Source organism: Microbulbifer thermotolerans (genome assembly GCF_001617625.1).
Taxonomy (GTDB): Bacteria; Pseudomonadota; Gammaproteobacteria; order Pseudomonadales; family Cellvibrionaceae; genus Microbulbifer; species Microbulbifer thermotolerans.
This window is the reverse complement of sequence record NZ_CP014864.1, coordinates 406,803-420,482: the sequence shown is the minus strand read 5'-3', so window position 1 is coordinate 420,482 and position 13,680 is coordinate 406,803. Positions and strand designations below refer to the sequence as shown.

12 protein-coding genes are annotated in these 13,680 nt (G+C 61.1%); 5 read left to right on the top strand and 7 right to left on the bottom strand.

All coding sequences use genetic code 11. The annotated features are described in order from the left end of the window. Positions 1 to 20 precede the first annotated feature (20 nt). Both A3224_RS01695 and A3224_RS01690 read left to right on the top strand, forming a co-directional pair. Positions 21 to 731 (top strand): ComF family protein, encoded by a 711-nt coding sequence (locus tag A3224_RS01695; protein ID WP_067150645.1) that lies wholly within the window; start codon positions 21 to 23, stop codon positions 729 to 731. Positions 732 to 885: 154 nt separating this feature from the next. Further along, a complete protein-coding gene (locus tag A3224_RS01690; RefSeq protein ID WP_067150642.1) occupies positions 886 to 2,031 on the top strand; it encodes a beta-ketoacyl-ACP synthase III in 1,146 nt (381 codons plus the stop codon). Positions 2,032 to 2,087: 56 nt separating this feature from the next. Here the strand turns inward: A3224_RS01690 and A3224_RS01685 are convergent, their stop codons facing one another. After that, entirely contained in the window at positions 2,088 to 2,633 is a 546-nt protein-coding gene (locus A3224_RS01685; protein WP_067150639.1) for a PadR family transcriptional regulator, read from the bottom strand. Positions 2,634 to 2,882: 249 nt separating this feature from the next. Between A3224_RS01685 and alaE the strand changes: the two genes are divergently transcribed. From alaE to A3224_RS01670, 3 genes are all read left to right on the top strand, one after another. After that, complete coding sequence (alaE, locus tag A3224_RS01680) at positions 2,883 to 3,389, top strand: L-alanine exporter AlaE (protein WP_067150636.1); 507 nt, start codon at positions 2,883 to 2,885, stop codon at positions 3,387 to 3,389. Between the two features lie 172 nt (positions 3,390 to 3,561). After that, the gene (locus tag A3224_RS01675) at positions 3,562 to 4,926 is read left to right on the top strand and encodes a response regulator (RefSeq protein ID WP_067150634.1); all 1,365 of its coding nucleotides are present in this window, start codon (positions 3,562 to 3,564) and stop codon (positions 4,924 to 4,926) included. Between the two features lie 69 nt (positions 4,927 to 4,995). Continuing rightward, positions 4,996 to 5,349 carry a DUF4870 family protein gene (locus tag A3224_RS01670; RefSeq protein ID WP_067150631.1) on the top strand — a complete coding sequence of 118 codons (354 nt, stop codon included), beginning with the start codon at positions 4,996 to 4,998 and terminating at the stop codon, positions 5,347 to 5,349. A 323-nt stretch (positions 5,350 to 5,672) separates the two neighbouring features. Here A3224_RS01670 and A3224_RS01665 read toward each other — a convergent pair whose 3' ends face one another. The 6 genes from A3224_RS01665 to A3224_RS01640 form a co-directional block, all read right to left on the bottom strand. Continuing rightward, entirely contained in the window at positions 5,673 to 6,911 is a 1,239-nt protein-coding gene (locus tag A3224_RS01665) for a DUF945 family protein (protein WP_067150627.1), read from the bottom strand. A 159-nt stretch (positions 6,912 to 7,070) separates the two neighbouring features. Beyond that, positions 7,071 to 7,967: a hydroxymethylglutaryl-CoA lyase gene (locus A3224_RS01660; protein ID WP_067150624.1), complete on the bottom strand. Its 897-nt coding sequence runs from the start codon at positions 7,965 to 7,967 to the stop codon at positions 7,071 to 7,073. Between the two features lie 2 nt (positions 7,968 to 7,969). Next, positions 7,970 to 9,967, bottom strand: coding sequence for an acetyl/propionyl/methylcrotonyl-CoA carboxylase subunit alpha (locus A3224_RS01655; RefSeq protein WP_067150621.1), 1,998 nt, complete (start codon positions 9,965 to 9,967; stop codon positions 7,970 to 7,972). Between the two features lie 10 nt (positions 9,968 to 9,977). Then, positions 9,978 to 10,775 (bottom strand): enoyl-CoA hydratase/isomerase family protein, encoded by a 798-nt coding sequence (locus tag A3224_RS01650; protein WP_067150618.1) that lies wholly within the window; start codon positions 10,773 to 10,775, stop codon positions 9,978 to 9,980. Between the two features lie 83 nt (positions 10,776 to 10,858). Next, positions 10,859 to 12,466: a carboxyl transferase domain-containing protein gene (locus tag A3224_RS01645; RefSeq protein ID WP_067150616.1), complete on the bottom strand. Its 1,608-nt coding sequence runs from the start codon at positions 12,464 to 12,466 to the stop codon at positions 10,859 to 10,861. Positions 12,467 to 12,501: 35 nt separating this feature from the next. After that, positions 12,502 to 13,671 (bottom strand): isovaleryl-CoA dehydrogenase, encoded by a 1,170-nt coding sequence (locus A3224_RS01640; RefSeq protein WP_067150613.1) that lies wholly within the window; start codon positions 13,669 to 13,671, stop codon positions 12,502 to 12,504. Positions 13,672 to 13,680: the final 9 nt, after the last annotated feature.

Genomic DNA, 13,680 nt, shown 5'->3' with positions numbered 1-13,680 from the left:
GTCAACCAGATAACCCAGGGATGGTTTACAAGAAGATTTCACACTTTCTCTCCGGATTCCCGGCAGCGCGCCTTACGCTGTGCCTGCTGTGTGGCAATCACAGTGACGGCAACGGCATCTGTCCTCCTTGTGCCGCGGAACTGCCCTGGCTCCAGCGCGCCTGTCGCCACTGCGCCCTGCCGCTGTCTGCACCGGCGGAAGTGTCCGGGATCTGCGCCCGCTGCCTACAACAAGCACCTTCTTTCAACACCGCTCGCGCCGCCTGGCTCTACGCTTTTCCGATCGGTCAGTTGGTGCAGCGCTTCAAGTACCGCGGCGACCTGGCCGCAGGCCACAGCCTGGCGCAACTGGCGGCCGGGCCTCTACGCCCTACCGATAAGGCGCCGGACCTGCTGGCACCGATTCCCCTGCACTGGCGCCGCTATTGGCAGCGCGGTTTCAACCAGTCGCAATTGATCGCGGCCGAGCTGGGCCGCCAGTGGCACCTTCCTGTCCATGCCCGCCTGCTGCGCAGGGTGGTTGCCAGAGAGGCACAGCTGCGGCTGAAACGGTCGCAGCGACTGCGCAATCCGGAACACTCTTTCGCCGTGTGCAGCCCCGTGGAAGGCCGACATATCGGATTGGTGGACGATGTAATCACCACCGGCGCCACCCTGGAGGCGGCCGCCCGCGCCCTGATCGCCGCCGGCGCGGCCTGGGTCAGCGCCTATGCACTGGCCAGAACACCCTGATTCTTCGTCCCCTCCGCACATAGACCGGATTTGACATTCCCGTCACAATTACACTCCCAGCAGGATGGTACTGGCGTCTCAGCCAAAGCCGACACTGCTACATTGAAAATGACCAATCGCTCGCGCTGCATGCCGCGGGCCGGGGAATTCAGCGATGAGTGAATACAAGCTGCCGCGCGGCATTGTGATCAGTGGCACGGGCCTGTGGACGCCACCGGAATCCATCAGCAACCAGGAGTTGGTGGCGGCTTACAACGCCCATGCGGCGCTCTACAACCGCAAATATGCCGCGGAAATCGAAGCGGGCGAAATGGCGCCCAAACTCGAGTCTTCAGCGGAATTTATCGAGAAAGCGTCCGGCATCAAGAGCCGCTACGTGGTTGCCCGCGAAGGCATTCTGGACCCGGAGCGCATGCGCCCCTATCTGCCAGAGCGCGCCGACAACGAACTGTGCCTGCAAGCGGAAATGGGCCTTGCGGCGGCGAAACTGGCCCTGGAAAAAGCCGGCAAGACGCCCGAGGATATCGACATGGTCATCGTCGGCGCCTCTTATCTGCAACGCGCCTATCCGGCCATCGCTATTGAAATCCAGGCGGCGCTTGGTGTCGAAGGCTTCGCGTTCGATATGGAAGTGGCCTGCTCCTCGGCGACCTTCTCCCTGCAGCGCGCGGTGGACGCCGTCGCTTCAGGCAGCGCCCGCGCGGTGCTGGTGGTCAACCCGGAACTGGCCTCGCCGCAAATCGACTTTACCGACCGCGACAGCCACTTTATTTTCGGCGACGTGGCCGTAGCCAGCGTTGTGGAACGGCGCGAAAGCTGTACCGCGGATACCGCCTGGGAAGTGCTCGGCACCAAGGCGCAGACGGTCTTCTCCAACAATATTCGCTCCAACTTCGGCTACACTGCCCGCGCCGCCGACGTGGATCCCTTCGGCCCCGGCAAGCTTTTCCGCCAGAATGGCCGCAGGGTGTTCAAGGAGGTCTGTCCCATGGCCGCCGCGCATATCGAAGCCCATGTGCGCGAGACCGGCAGTGAACCGGCCGAAGTACGCCGCTACTGGCTGCACCAGGCCAATATCAATATGAATAACCTGATCGCGAAGAAACTGATGGGCGACGGCGCAAACGCAGAGCGCGCCCCCATTGTTCTGGACCGCTATGCCAACACCGGCTGCGCCGGCTCGGTCATCGCCTTTAACCTGCACAGCGATGACCTGCAGCCCGGCGACCGGGGCGTGATCTGCTCCTTTGGCGCAGGCTATTCGATCGGTAGTTTGGTTCTGGAAAAGATCTCTCTTTGAATGGACGAAAACACAGGGCCGGCAAAGCTCCCGGCCCTGTAGCCAACGTATCGCCGCTATTCCTCTACCTGCGCATCCAATTCCCGCAATACTCTTTCCCCCCAGGCGAGCCAAGTCTTTTCCGCTTCGATCCCCAGCAATAGTGTCTGGTGCGCAAGCCAATAGCGGCGTTGCAGCTGCGGGTCCCGTTTCAGCACTTTTTCATTTTGTTCCAGATAGGTGGCCAGGAGCGCGCGGTGCTGATCCATCTGTCGCTGAACCGCCACCCTGGCCTGTTCGCGGCTCAGGTGGTGACCGGCGAACAACTGTACAAGAAAGGGCTCGCGGATTTTTTGTGCCGGCGCCGGTCGCTGCACCCATTCCTTAAGCACCTGCCGCCCCCGGTCGGTCAGACTGTATATCTTCTTGTCCGGCTTGCCCGCCTGGGGTTGCTCCGTGCAGTCCAACAACCCCTCGTCGTGCAGCCTGTGCAGTTCGCGGTACATCTGCTGGTGGCTGGCACTCCAGAAGTGGGAAACACTGCGTTCAAAGCGACGCTTGAGGTCGTAGCCGCTACCGGGCTCGATATCCAGCAGAGTGAGAACGGCGTAGCGCAGAGACATAGGGGCTTCCACTCGATTATGCAAAAAATTGCATATTAATCGCGCTAGACCTCAGCCGCCATAGACACCGACAACACAAATCGAAAGAATTAACTTACAAATAAATGTGAAAATAGGATGGTAATATCGATATATAGGATATATTGATACGTATAGCTAGATTATACGGAAAATACGGATATAATCGCTCGGCCAATAGCCGCGCCCTACCCACAGGCCACGGCGTGTCGTTTCCCGAGAGTCGTACCCATGCCTTCTTCTGTCTCCACTACCCGTAATATTCCGGAATCTGACGACGCAAACGAAGCAAACCGGCCCTCACGCCGCCTGGATTTTTTCCTGGATATCTTTGCGATGAACAGCTTTTCCTGGCTCATCGCCATCCCCATTGAGTTGGTACTGGCGGGCATGAGCTGGCAGGAGCACCTGAAGGTGCGGTTGATGGCGCTGGTATGCAACACTTTGATCGCACGCCCCTTCGGCCTCTACCGCAGCTGGGTGGCCCATCGCTTCGGCGGCCGCGGTAGACTCAACGCCTATCTGGTGGACACATTCGTATTCCTGAGTTTTCAGCTGCCACTATATTCGGGCAGCATCTATCTCAGCGGTGCAGGGCTGAGGGAAATTCTTACTGCCAGTGCCACGTTTATATTGATCGCCGGAATCCTTGGGCGCCCCTACGGCATTTACCTTGACTGGCTGCGCAGAATGTGGGTCAAAAAGCGCCCCTTTGCAGAACCCCACACACTCGCCTGATCTTTGTGCGTTGTACCGTGGGTGCACTGATGCGCCTTTAAAGCCGCGTAACCGCGAATTTTCCCTTGTACGTACTGCCGTATTGCAGTATCAACTCGCATTGAGGTATCTCCCAGTAAACACCTTCGCGGGCCGCAGGACTTGGCCCCGATCAACGCAAGTGGCAACAAGGATGAACAAGACCATTTTCCACTGGGGGAGCTCGGCTCTCCGCACCAACCTCCCCGCACACCTGCTCGCCGGCATTACCCTTTTTCCGACGGCTGCCAGCGCGGCACCGATATCATTGACCGATACCCGGATAGCCCTCCTGTGGCCGGCGTCATTCGGTACGGCACTACTGCTTATATCCGCTCTTGCCCTCGGCCTTTGGTTGCGCCAACGCAGAGACACCGCAGCGGCTGAGCGACGCGCTGTCGCGCTCAGGGAAGAAAACACCGGTATTCACCGCCAGCTGCAATCCTGCAAAAACGCGCTTTCCGATCACAAACGCCAGCTGACAAAAGCCGTCCAGACGCTCGAGCGGCAGCGCCAGGAGACCGCCGATCTGCTGGCCATCATCAGACACCACCTGCGTCAACCACTGGACGCACTGCAGCACACCCTCGGGCAACTGGCGCGAATCGAGGATGCCGAATCCAGTTGGCTGGTAAAAAGAGCGCAGCGGCAGCTGCAAACCGCAAACAGGGCCCTGGAGGAAATCCGCAATTGGGGGCAGGTGGAAGCCGTTGAGCTGCAACTCCCTCCCGATCGCCGGGCCGCTGAAAAACGCGGCCTATCCATTCTGCTGGTGGAAAACGATCGCAACCCTACGCTTTGCGACAAATTACAGGCGCTCGGCCACCGGGTGGAACGACAAAACAACGGTGTGGACGGCGCCAGTGCAGCGCTCGAAAAGCCGTTCGACCTGGTATTGATGGACAGCCATTTGCCACTGATGGACGGAGTGGAAGCCACCCAGAAGATACGCCGCGGTCGTGTCACCCAGCTGCCGGTATTCGCCCTGCTCAACGATCCCCGGCCCGGCGACAAAGCCCGCTACCAGGCACGCGGCCTGACCGGCGTACTCGCCCGCCCCGTATCCGACCAGGAGTTGGAACAACTACTCAAATGGGCATCCCGCCACGCACGCGGTGACAGCCGTCAGACACCCCCACCCCTTCTCTCCCCTATGCTGGAAACCGGCACGCTGAAACGGCAACAGAATGCACTGGGACAGCGGCGGTTTGCGGAACTGCTGAGCGCGCGCGCCGCCGCGCTGCCGAAACAGACCGCGGCACTCACCAGCGCCCTCACTGGGCGCCACTGGCTGGAGGCGAAAAAGCAGGCACAGACGCTGGCAGTACAAGCGGAAGAAGTGGGCCTGGAGGCAGTGGCGGCGCGCTTGCGGGAACTGGCCGCGCAGCTCGGGATCGACAAAGAGCGGGAGGCGTGTCGCCAGCAACGTACTGAACTGCTGAATCTGATGCGCGCTTCCGTGCAAGCGTTGAAATCCTGGCGGGAGCAGAATATGCGCGCTGAATGGCTGTCGGTGTGAGACGACCATTGTTGAAAACCGCCACGGCGCGCGCACAATAGAGGGCTGATATTCCCGCGAGAAGAAACTATGTCCGAGCAGTTTCCCACGAAAAACCCAGAGGTCCGCGAGCAGAGCGGCCGCGACCTCGCGACCCTGGTATACCTGATTCAGGCGATCGCCCTCTTCACCGCTGTGCCGTTTTTTGTCGCCGTGCTGGTCAACTATTTCAAGCGCGGCGATGTGCGCGGCACCCTGGCGGAATCCCATTTCCGCTGGCAGATTCGCACCTTTTGGTTCTGGCTGCTGTGGACGGTGATCGGCTCCCTGACCTGGTGGCTGCTGGGGCTGGGCTTTTTGATTATGGGTATCGCCTGGGTGTGGGCGATCTACCGGGTAGTCCGCGGCTGGCTGGCACTGGCGGACCACCGCCCCGCTTACTGAGCAGAATCGTGCCGGAAGGCGCGCAAGCGTAAAACTCCGGCCTCGAAAAATACCCGTTCTACTGCCTGAGCGCCCCAAAACCGCTTACAGCGGTCATACACCCTTATTAGGGAACCTCTGATTAATTCGCGTGAACGCTTTGGTTAGTTCCGTGGCGCTCAGGCAATAGGATGGCCATTTCGAAAACGCACGACTACTTCCCTGTAGCTCCGACGGATACATCCCTGTATCCGACGGTTTCGAAATGGCCATCCTATCACCTGAGCTTCTCATCTAGCTCCAAAGAATTTTTACCGTCAGGAAGCGAATTAATCAGAGGTTCCTTAGAAGTCACCGGTCAGCGCCAGTAGCAACAGGTCCGGTGGCAGCTGCTGCCCATTGACCAGCAGCCGGCCCCGGTCCGCCTGCAAGTGCATCTGCAACTCGCCGTTATTTTCCATCAGTAACCCGTATTGGCGCAGCATCATCGCCTTGGCCACCAGCGGCGACTGCATCAACGCCTGCTCGGCGGCACTGAATGTCACTGTGCCCGCCAGCGGCGCCAGCCACCAGTCTGCGCCATTACCTGCGCCGCGCGCCGTGCCGTGCCAGTCGATATCCGCGTCCACAAGCACCGGCCCATTGCGGGACTGCACCTCCAACTGCTGCTGCAACCTCAGGGGGCGCCGCATCGCCCGGGGCCAGTCGCGGCCGGCATCCGCCGGCACCAGTACGCTCAAGTAATGCAGTAAGTCCGTTGCCGCCACCTGCGGCAGGGTCATCTGCTGCTGCAGAGCGGTTACCGGCGTGGCGGACTGCACCTGAGGCAGCTTAAGATCGGAGATCAACTTCAACAGACCTCGCCCCACTTCCTCCACAGACAGCTGCAAACGGATATCGCGCAGTTCCAGGGGGCCGGATTCAGACTCGGCGCGCAGCAATGGCAACAGCAACTCGGCCTCGCCGCCCGCCCCGGGTGTGTATTTAAAAGTTCCCTCAGCCGGTTCCGTAAAGAGCGCTTCATGTCCGGCCCGGGTATGGCGGATAGAACCCAGTTCCAGGCTGCCGGTCAGCAGTGCTCCGCTGTAATCCGTCTCTATCAGCAACTGGCCACCATCAAACATCAGCTCGCCACTGCTATCGGCGCGGGTGAACGACGCCAGGCGCAAGTAATTGACGATGCGGTTGTCGGCGCCGACCAGGGACTCCAGCACCAGCGGACTCTGGTCCAGGCGGCCGTACCACTGTTCCAGCTGCGCGCGCAGTTGCGGTGCCAAGTGATCCGGGGACAGGCGGGTTTCTGTGTAGACAACGCCCAAGCGTGGCCCGTGGGCGGTAAAGAGTAGCGGCCCGTGCTGTATTTCACTGCGCAGTTCAGTGCCACCATCACCGCTTTCCACGCGAGTGCTGGCCTCGGCGCCGAACCAGCCGCGCTGGTATTGCGCCACCTCGCCGCCCTGCAGGCGCGCCAGCTGCTGTTTCCAGATTTCCTCAACCTTGGGGCCGATAAGACCGGGGGCGGCCAGGGCCGTGGCCACGGCGAGGCCGAGCAGGGAGAAGACAGAAAGGCGCAGTAGCTTCATGGCGAAAACAGATTCCAAAAAATTTCGCCGATATTAGCAGATTCCGTGTAACAGAAACCTGAAGCAGTTTGGGAGGCGCGGATGGACACGCCTCCCGGTGGGAAATCGACTGAGCGCCCCGAAAGCACTCGTGCGCACTGCGCCGGGGCGCCTGAAAAATCAGCCCGCCAGTGCCTTGGCCACACGCGAGTTGCTCTCGCGGCCCAGTGCGGAGGAAATGAAATTTCCGGCATCCGCCAGCAAGTTGAGATCCACCCCCGTTTCAATACCGAGACCGTTCAGCAGATAGAGCACGTCCTCGCTGGCCACATTGCCCGATGCGCCTTTGGCGTAAGGGCAACCGCCGAGACCGGCCACCGCCGAATCCACCACCGCCACGCCCATTTGCAACGCCGCGTAGATATTCGCCAGTGCCTGGCCGTAGGTATCGTGGAAATGTACCGCCAGCTTTTCCACCGGCACCCTCGCCCCCACCTGCTCGATCATGCGCTTGGCCGCCTCCGGCGTGCCCACGCCGATGGTGTCGCCGAGGGAGATTTCGTAGCAGCCCATCTCCAGCAGCGCGCCGCTTACCTCCGCCACCTTGCGCGGATCGATATCGCCCTCATAGGGACAGCCGAGCACGCAGGAAACATAGCCCCGCACCCGAATGCCGTCCTGGCGCGCCCGCTCCAACAGAGGGCGGAAGCGCTCCAGGCTCTCGCTGATACTGCAGTTGATGTTTTTTTGCGTAAACGCCTCGGAGGCGGCACCGAACACCGCCACCTCGTCCGCCTTGGCCGCCAGAGCGCGCTCGTAGCCTTTTAGGTTCGGCGTCAGCGCGCTGTAGACGGTGCCGGGGCTGCGGTGTATGCCCGCCAGCACCTCCTCGCTGGCCGCCATCTGCGGCACCCATTTGGGACTGACAAAACTGCCCGCCTCAATCACAGACAGGCCACTGGCGCTGAGGCGGTCGATCAGCGCGATGCGGGTGTCGACGGAGATGGACTGTTTTTCGTTTTGCAGGCCGTCGCGGGGGCCGACCTCAACCATTTTGACCTTATCGGGCAAACGCATCGCTATTCCTCCTCGGCGAAATCGATCAGCAAGCTGCCGCCGTCCACCAGTTCGCCCTCGGCACAGAGGAACTGCTGCACTTTACCGGCAGTGGGCGCACGCAGGGTGTGCTCCATTTTCATCGCCTCCATCACCAGCAGTGGCTGATCCTTCTCCACCTGCGCACCCGGCGCCACCAGCAGTGCGATGATGGTGCCGTTCATCGGCGCCTCCAGGCCGTGAGCCTGATCGCCGCTTTCGCCGATATCCGGCGGTAGCAGCTCAAATTCGACCTGGATACCGTCGATAAAGATGGCGCCGCCGCAGGCGGTATCCACCCAGGAAAAACTCACCCGCCGTCCGTCCACCAGTGCGAGTTCGCGCTCGGGCAATATGCGGATCTCACCGCTTTTGCAGTCGCTTTGCAGCGCATCGCACTGCCAGTGGACACCACCGGTACCGGCGACAGAAGCAATCTCGGCACGGTGGCCGCGGTAGTCGATGCTGTGCACGCGCCTGGCATCTATGCCGGGGCGCCAGTCATCGCCGCTGTGCCAGGGGGAGTGCGGATCTGCGGCGGGGGCGGACGCGCGCAGATCCCTCGTCTCGCGCATATGCAGATAGCCGGCGATGGCGGCGCACTTCAGCGGTGTCAGCTGTTGTTCCTGTTGCAGGATGTCCGCTTCGTAATCCCCAATAAAATGCGTGGATACCCGGCCGCTGGCAAAGGCCCGGTGATTGATCACCCGGCGCAGGAACTCGATATTGTGGCGGACGCCTGCTATCTGGTACTCCTGCAGCGCCCGGTCCAGTTTCGCCAGCGCTTCCTTGCGGCTGCGGCCGTGGCAGATCAGCTTGGCGATCATGGGATCGTAGTGCACGCTGATCTCGTCGCCGCTCTGCACGCCCGTATCCACGCGCACACTTTCGCTCTCCTTCGGCGGGCGGTGGCGCACCAATGTACCCGTGGCCGGCAAAAAATCGTTGTCGGGATCTTCCGCGTAGATGCGTACCTCAAAGGCGTGGCCGAGGATATGCAGGTCGTCCTGGCCCAGGGGCAGCGGCTCACCGGCGGCCACGGACAACTGCCAGGCGACCAAGTCCTGGCCGGTGATCATTTCGGTGACCGGGTGCTCCACCTGGAGGCGGGTATTCATTTCCATGAAATAGAAGGCGCCGCTGGCATCCAGCAGGAACTCCACCGTCCCCGCCCCCGTGTAGCCGATGGCGTGGGCCGCGCGCAATGCTGCCTCTCCCATGCGCGCGCGCAGTTCTTCCGACAGCCCCGGCGCCGGCGCCTCCTCCACCACTTTTTGGTGGCGGCGTTGCACCGAGCAGTCGCGCTCAAAGAGGTAGACGCCCTTGCCCTGCTGATCGCAGAACACCTGTATTTCCACGTGGCGAGGACTGACGACATAGCGCTCCAGCAACATCTGGTCGTCGCCGAAGGCGTTCATCGCCTCGCGCTTGGCGGCAGCCAGAGCGTCTTGAAATTCTTCCGCACTGTCGACCCGGCGCATCCCCTTACCGCCACCGCCGGCGGCGGCCTTCAGCAGTACCGGATAGCCGATGCGGTTGGCGTGTCCCTCGAGGATATGCACGTCCTGGTTGGTGCCGTGGTAGCCGGGCACCAAGGGCACACCGGCCTCTTCCATAATGCGCTTGGCGGCGGACTTGGAGCCCATGGCCTCGATGGCTCCTGCGGGCGGGCCGACAAAGACGATGCCGGCGCGGTCGCAGGCGCGACAGAACTCGGCATTTTCCGACAGAAAGCCGTAACCCGGATGTATCGCGTCGGCACCGGTCTGACGGGCGGCATCTATCACCTTTTCCATATCCAGGTAGGACGCCTTGGCCGGCGGCGGTCCCAGGCGCACCGCTTCGTCGGCCATCTGCACATGCAGCGCGTCCGCGTCCGCGTCCGAGTATACGGCCACAGTGGCCACTCCGAGGCGGCGGGCGGTTTTGATGATGCGGCAGGCGATCTCGCCGCGATTGGCAATCAATAATTTGCGGATCATTTTCAGCCCATCATTCTTCGCTGCTATTCATCCACTTGGGCGCGCGCTTTTCCAGAAAAGCATTGAGCCCTTCCTGCCCTTCTGGGGACACGCGCACCGCCGCGATCAGGTTACTGGTCTGCGCCTGCAGCTCCTGGGTGATCACTCGGTTGGACATGGACATCGCCAGCTGTTTGGACATGGCCACGGCGCGGGGGCCGTTATCGGTGATAGCGTTTACCAGTTTTTGCACCGTCAGATCCAGTTCACCCTCCGCGCAAACTTCGGAAACCAAGCCGATTTCCCGCGCGCGCTCGGCGGAGAAGCGCTCGGCGGTGACGAAATAGCGCCGCGCCTGGCGCGCACCTATGGCGTTGATCACATAGGGGCTGATGGTGGCCGGCAACAGGCCGATTTTCACTTCCGACAGGCAGAAGCTGGCGCGTTCACTCGCCACCGCGATGTCGCAGCAGCTCACCAGACCGACACCGCCGCCGAAGGCGGCGCCCTGCACCCGCGCGATGGTGGGCACCGGAAAGGTATCCAACTTGTGCAGCATGGCGGCCAGGGTGGCGGCGTCGCGGCGGTTTTCCTCTTCGGAGTAATTCACCATCCGCTGCATCCAGTTCAGGTCGCCGCCGGCGGAAAAACTTTTGCCGTTGGCGGCCAACACCAGTACGCGGATCGCCGGGTTGCGCGACAAGCGGTCGAAGGTCTCGCCCAGTTCGCGGATCAGTGCGTCGTCGAAGGCGTTGTGTATTTCCGGCCTGTTCAGAGTGACAGTGGCCACGCCCTCACTGTCGATTTCAGTCAGCAATTTGATACTCATAAGGGATTCCTTGTTTTCCGGGCCACCCCGGTCCCTGCCCCACAAGTGGGAAAGGGCATTGATCTTCGAATACCGGTGCGCAATTACATGCGGAATACGCCGAACTTGGTCTCTTGCGGGGCCTTGTAACTGGCAGCGGCCAAACATAATCCCAGTATGCGGCGGGTGTCGGCGGGATCAATGACACCGTCATCCCACAGGCGCGCGGAGGCGTAGTAGGGATGTCCCTGGTGCTCGTAGGTTTCGATAATCGGCGCCTTGAAAGCCCGCTCTTCTTCCTCGCTCCACTGCTCGCCGCGGGCGGCCATCTGGTCGCGTTTGACCTGCGCCAATACACCGGCAGCCTGCTCTCCTCCCATCACCGAGATGCGCGCGTTGGGCCACATAAACAGGAAGTTCGGATCGTAGGCGCGGCCGCACATGCCGTAATTGCCAGCGCCGAAGGAGCCGCCGATCAACACGGTGATTTTCGGCACTCTGGCTGTGGCCACGGCGGTCACCATTTTGGCGCCGTGCTTGGCGATACCCCCGGCCTCGTACTGTTTGCCCACCATAAAACCGGTGATGTTCTGCAGAAACAGCAAAGGAATTTGGCGCTGTGCGCACAGCTCGATAAAGTGCGCGCCCTTTTGCGCGCTCTCCGAGAAGAGAATGCCATTGTTGGCGACAATACCCACCGGATAGCCGTGAATGCGCGCGAAACCGGTGACCAAAGTAGTGCCGTAGAGGGCTTTGAACTCATCGAACTCCGAGGCATCCACAATGCGGGCGATAACTTCGCGCACATCGTAGGGCTGGCGCGGGTCCTTGGGCACCACGCCGTAGATATCCTCGACCGGATAGAGGGGGTCCACCGGTTCCCGGATATCCAGGCCGGGATTTTTCACCCGGTTCAGGCGCGCCACCGAACGCCGCGCCAGCTGCAGGGCGTGCACGTCGTTGTTGGCGTAGTGGTCCGCCACACCCGAGGTGCGGCAGTGCACATCGGCGCCGCCCAGTTCTTCTGCAGATACCTCCTCGCCGGTGGCGGCCTTCACCAGCGGGGGACCGGCCAAAAAGATAGTCGCCTGGTTTGCGACCATAATGGATTCGTCAGCCATGGCTGGCACATAGGCGCCGCCGGCCGTGCAGCTGCCCATCACTACGGCGATCTGCGGAATATTTTTCGCCGATAGATTCGCCTGATTGAAAAAGATGCGGCCGAAATGCTCCCGGTCAGGGAAGACGTCATCCTGGCGCGGCAGATTGGCGCCACCGGAATCCACCAGATAAATGCACGGCAGATTGTTCTGCTCCGCGATCGCCTGGGCTCGCAGGTGTTTTTTTACCGTAAGTGGATAGTAGGTCCCACCCTTCACCGTAGCGTCGTTGGCAACGATGACACAAGGCTGGCCGGACACAGTGCCGATACCGGTGATAATTCCGGCGGCCGGCACTTCTTCTTCATAGACCTGGTAGGCGGCCAGTTGAGAGAACTCCAAAAACGGGCTGCCGGGGTCCAGCAGCGCATCGATGCGCTCCCGCGGCAGCAGCTTGCCGCGCGCCAGATGTTTTTCCCGCGCGCGCTCGCCGCCACCCTGGGCAATTTTTTCAACTTTCTCCCGCAGATCCGCCACCAGCTTGCGCATGTGCGCGCTGTTTTCAGCGAAGGCGGCGTCGCGGGGGTTAATTTTACTTTGCAACTGATTCATAAAAGTGTGTTCACAGTTTTCCGGCTGCCGCCCGCTCAGCGGGTCTCGTTAAAGAGTTCGCGGCCAATTAGCATACGGCGGATCTCCGAAGTGCCGGCGCCGATTTCGTACAGTTTGGCATCGCGCAGCAAACGGCCGGTAGGGTATTCGTTGATATAGCCGTTGCCGCCCAGTGTCTGTATCGCCTGCAGGGCCATCTGTGTAGCGCGCTCGGCGGTAAACAGAATCACCGCGGCGGCGTCCTTGCGTGAATCCTCGCCGCGATCGCAGGCTCTCGCCACTGCGTAAAGATACGCCCGGCTCGCATTCATGTCCGCGTACATGTCCGCAATCTTGCCCTGCATCAACTGGAACTCACCGATAGCGCGGCCAAATTGTTTGCGCTCGTGTACATAGGGCACCACCACATCCAGACAAGCCTGCATAATGCCCACCGGACCGGCGGCGAGAATGGTGCGCTCGTAGTCGAGACCACTCATCAGTACGCGCACCCCGCCATTGAGTTCGCCGAGAATATTTTCTTCCGGCACCTCGCAGTCCTCGAACACCAGCTCGCAGGTGTTGGAGCCGCGCATACCCAGCTTGTCCAGTTTCTGCGCGCGGGAAAACCCAGGGAAATCCCGTTCGACAATAAATGCTGTGATGCCGCCGGAGCTAATACCCGGCTCGGTGCGCGCGTAAATCACATAGGTGTTGGCATCCGGCCCATTGGTAATCCACATTTTGTTGCCGTTGAGAATAAAGCGGTCGCCCTTCTTCTCCGCACGCAACTGCAGGCTGACCACGTCGGAACCCGAGTTGGGTTCGCTCATTGCCAGCGCGCCAACATGTTCTCCGGAGCAGAGCTTGGGCAGGTATTTGGCCTTCTGCTCCGGCGTGCCGTTTTTGCGAATCTGGTTGACGCAAAGATTGGAGTGGGCGCCGTACGAGAGGCCCACGGATGCGGAGGCGCGGGAAATTTCCTCCATCGCCACCGCGTGAGCCAGGTAGCCCATGTTGGAGCCGCCGTACTCCTCCTCGACCGTCATCCCCAACAGGCCCAGCTCTCCAAACTTTTTCCACATATCCGCGGGAAACTGGTTTTCCTCGTCGATCTGCGCGGCGCGCGGAGCCAGTTCCGCCTGGCAGAACTTGTACACCATGTCGCGCAACATATCGATTTCTTCACCGAGACCGAAATTCAGGGTGCGGTAAGGGGTATTCATAGCGACTCC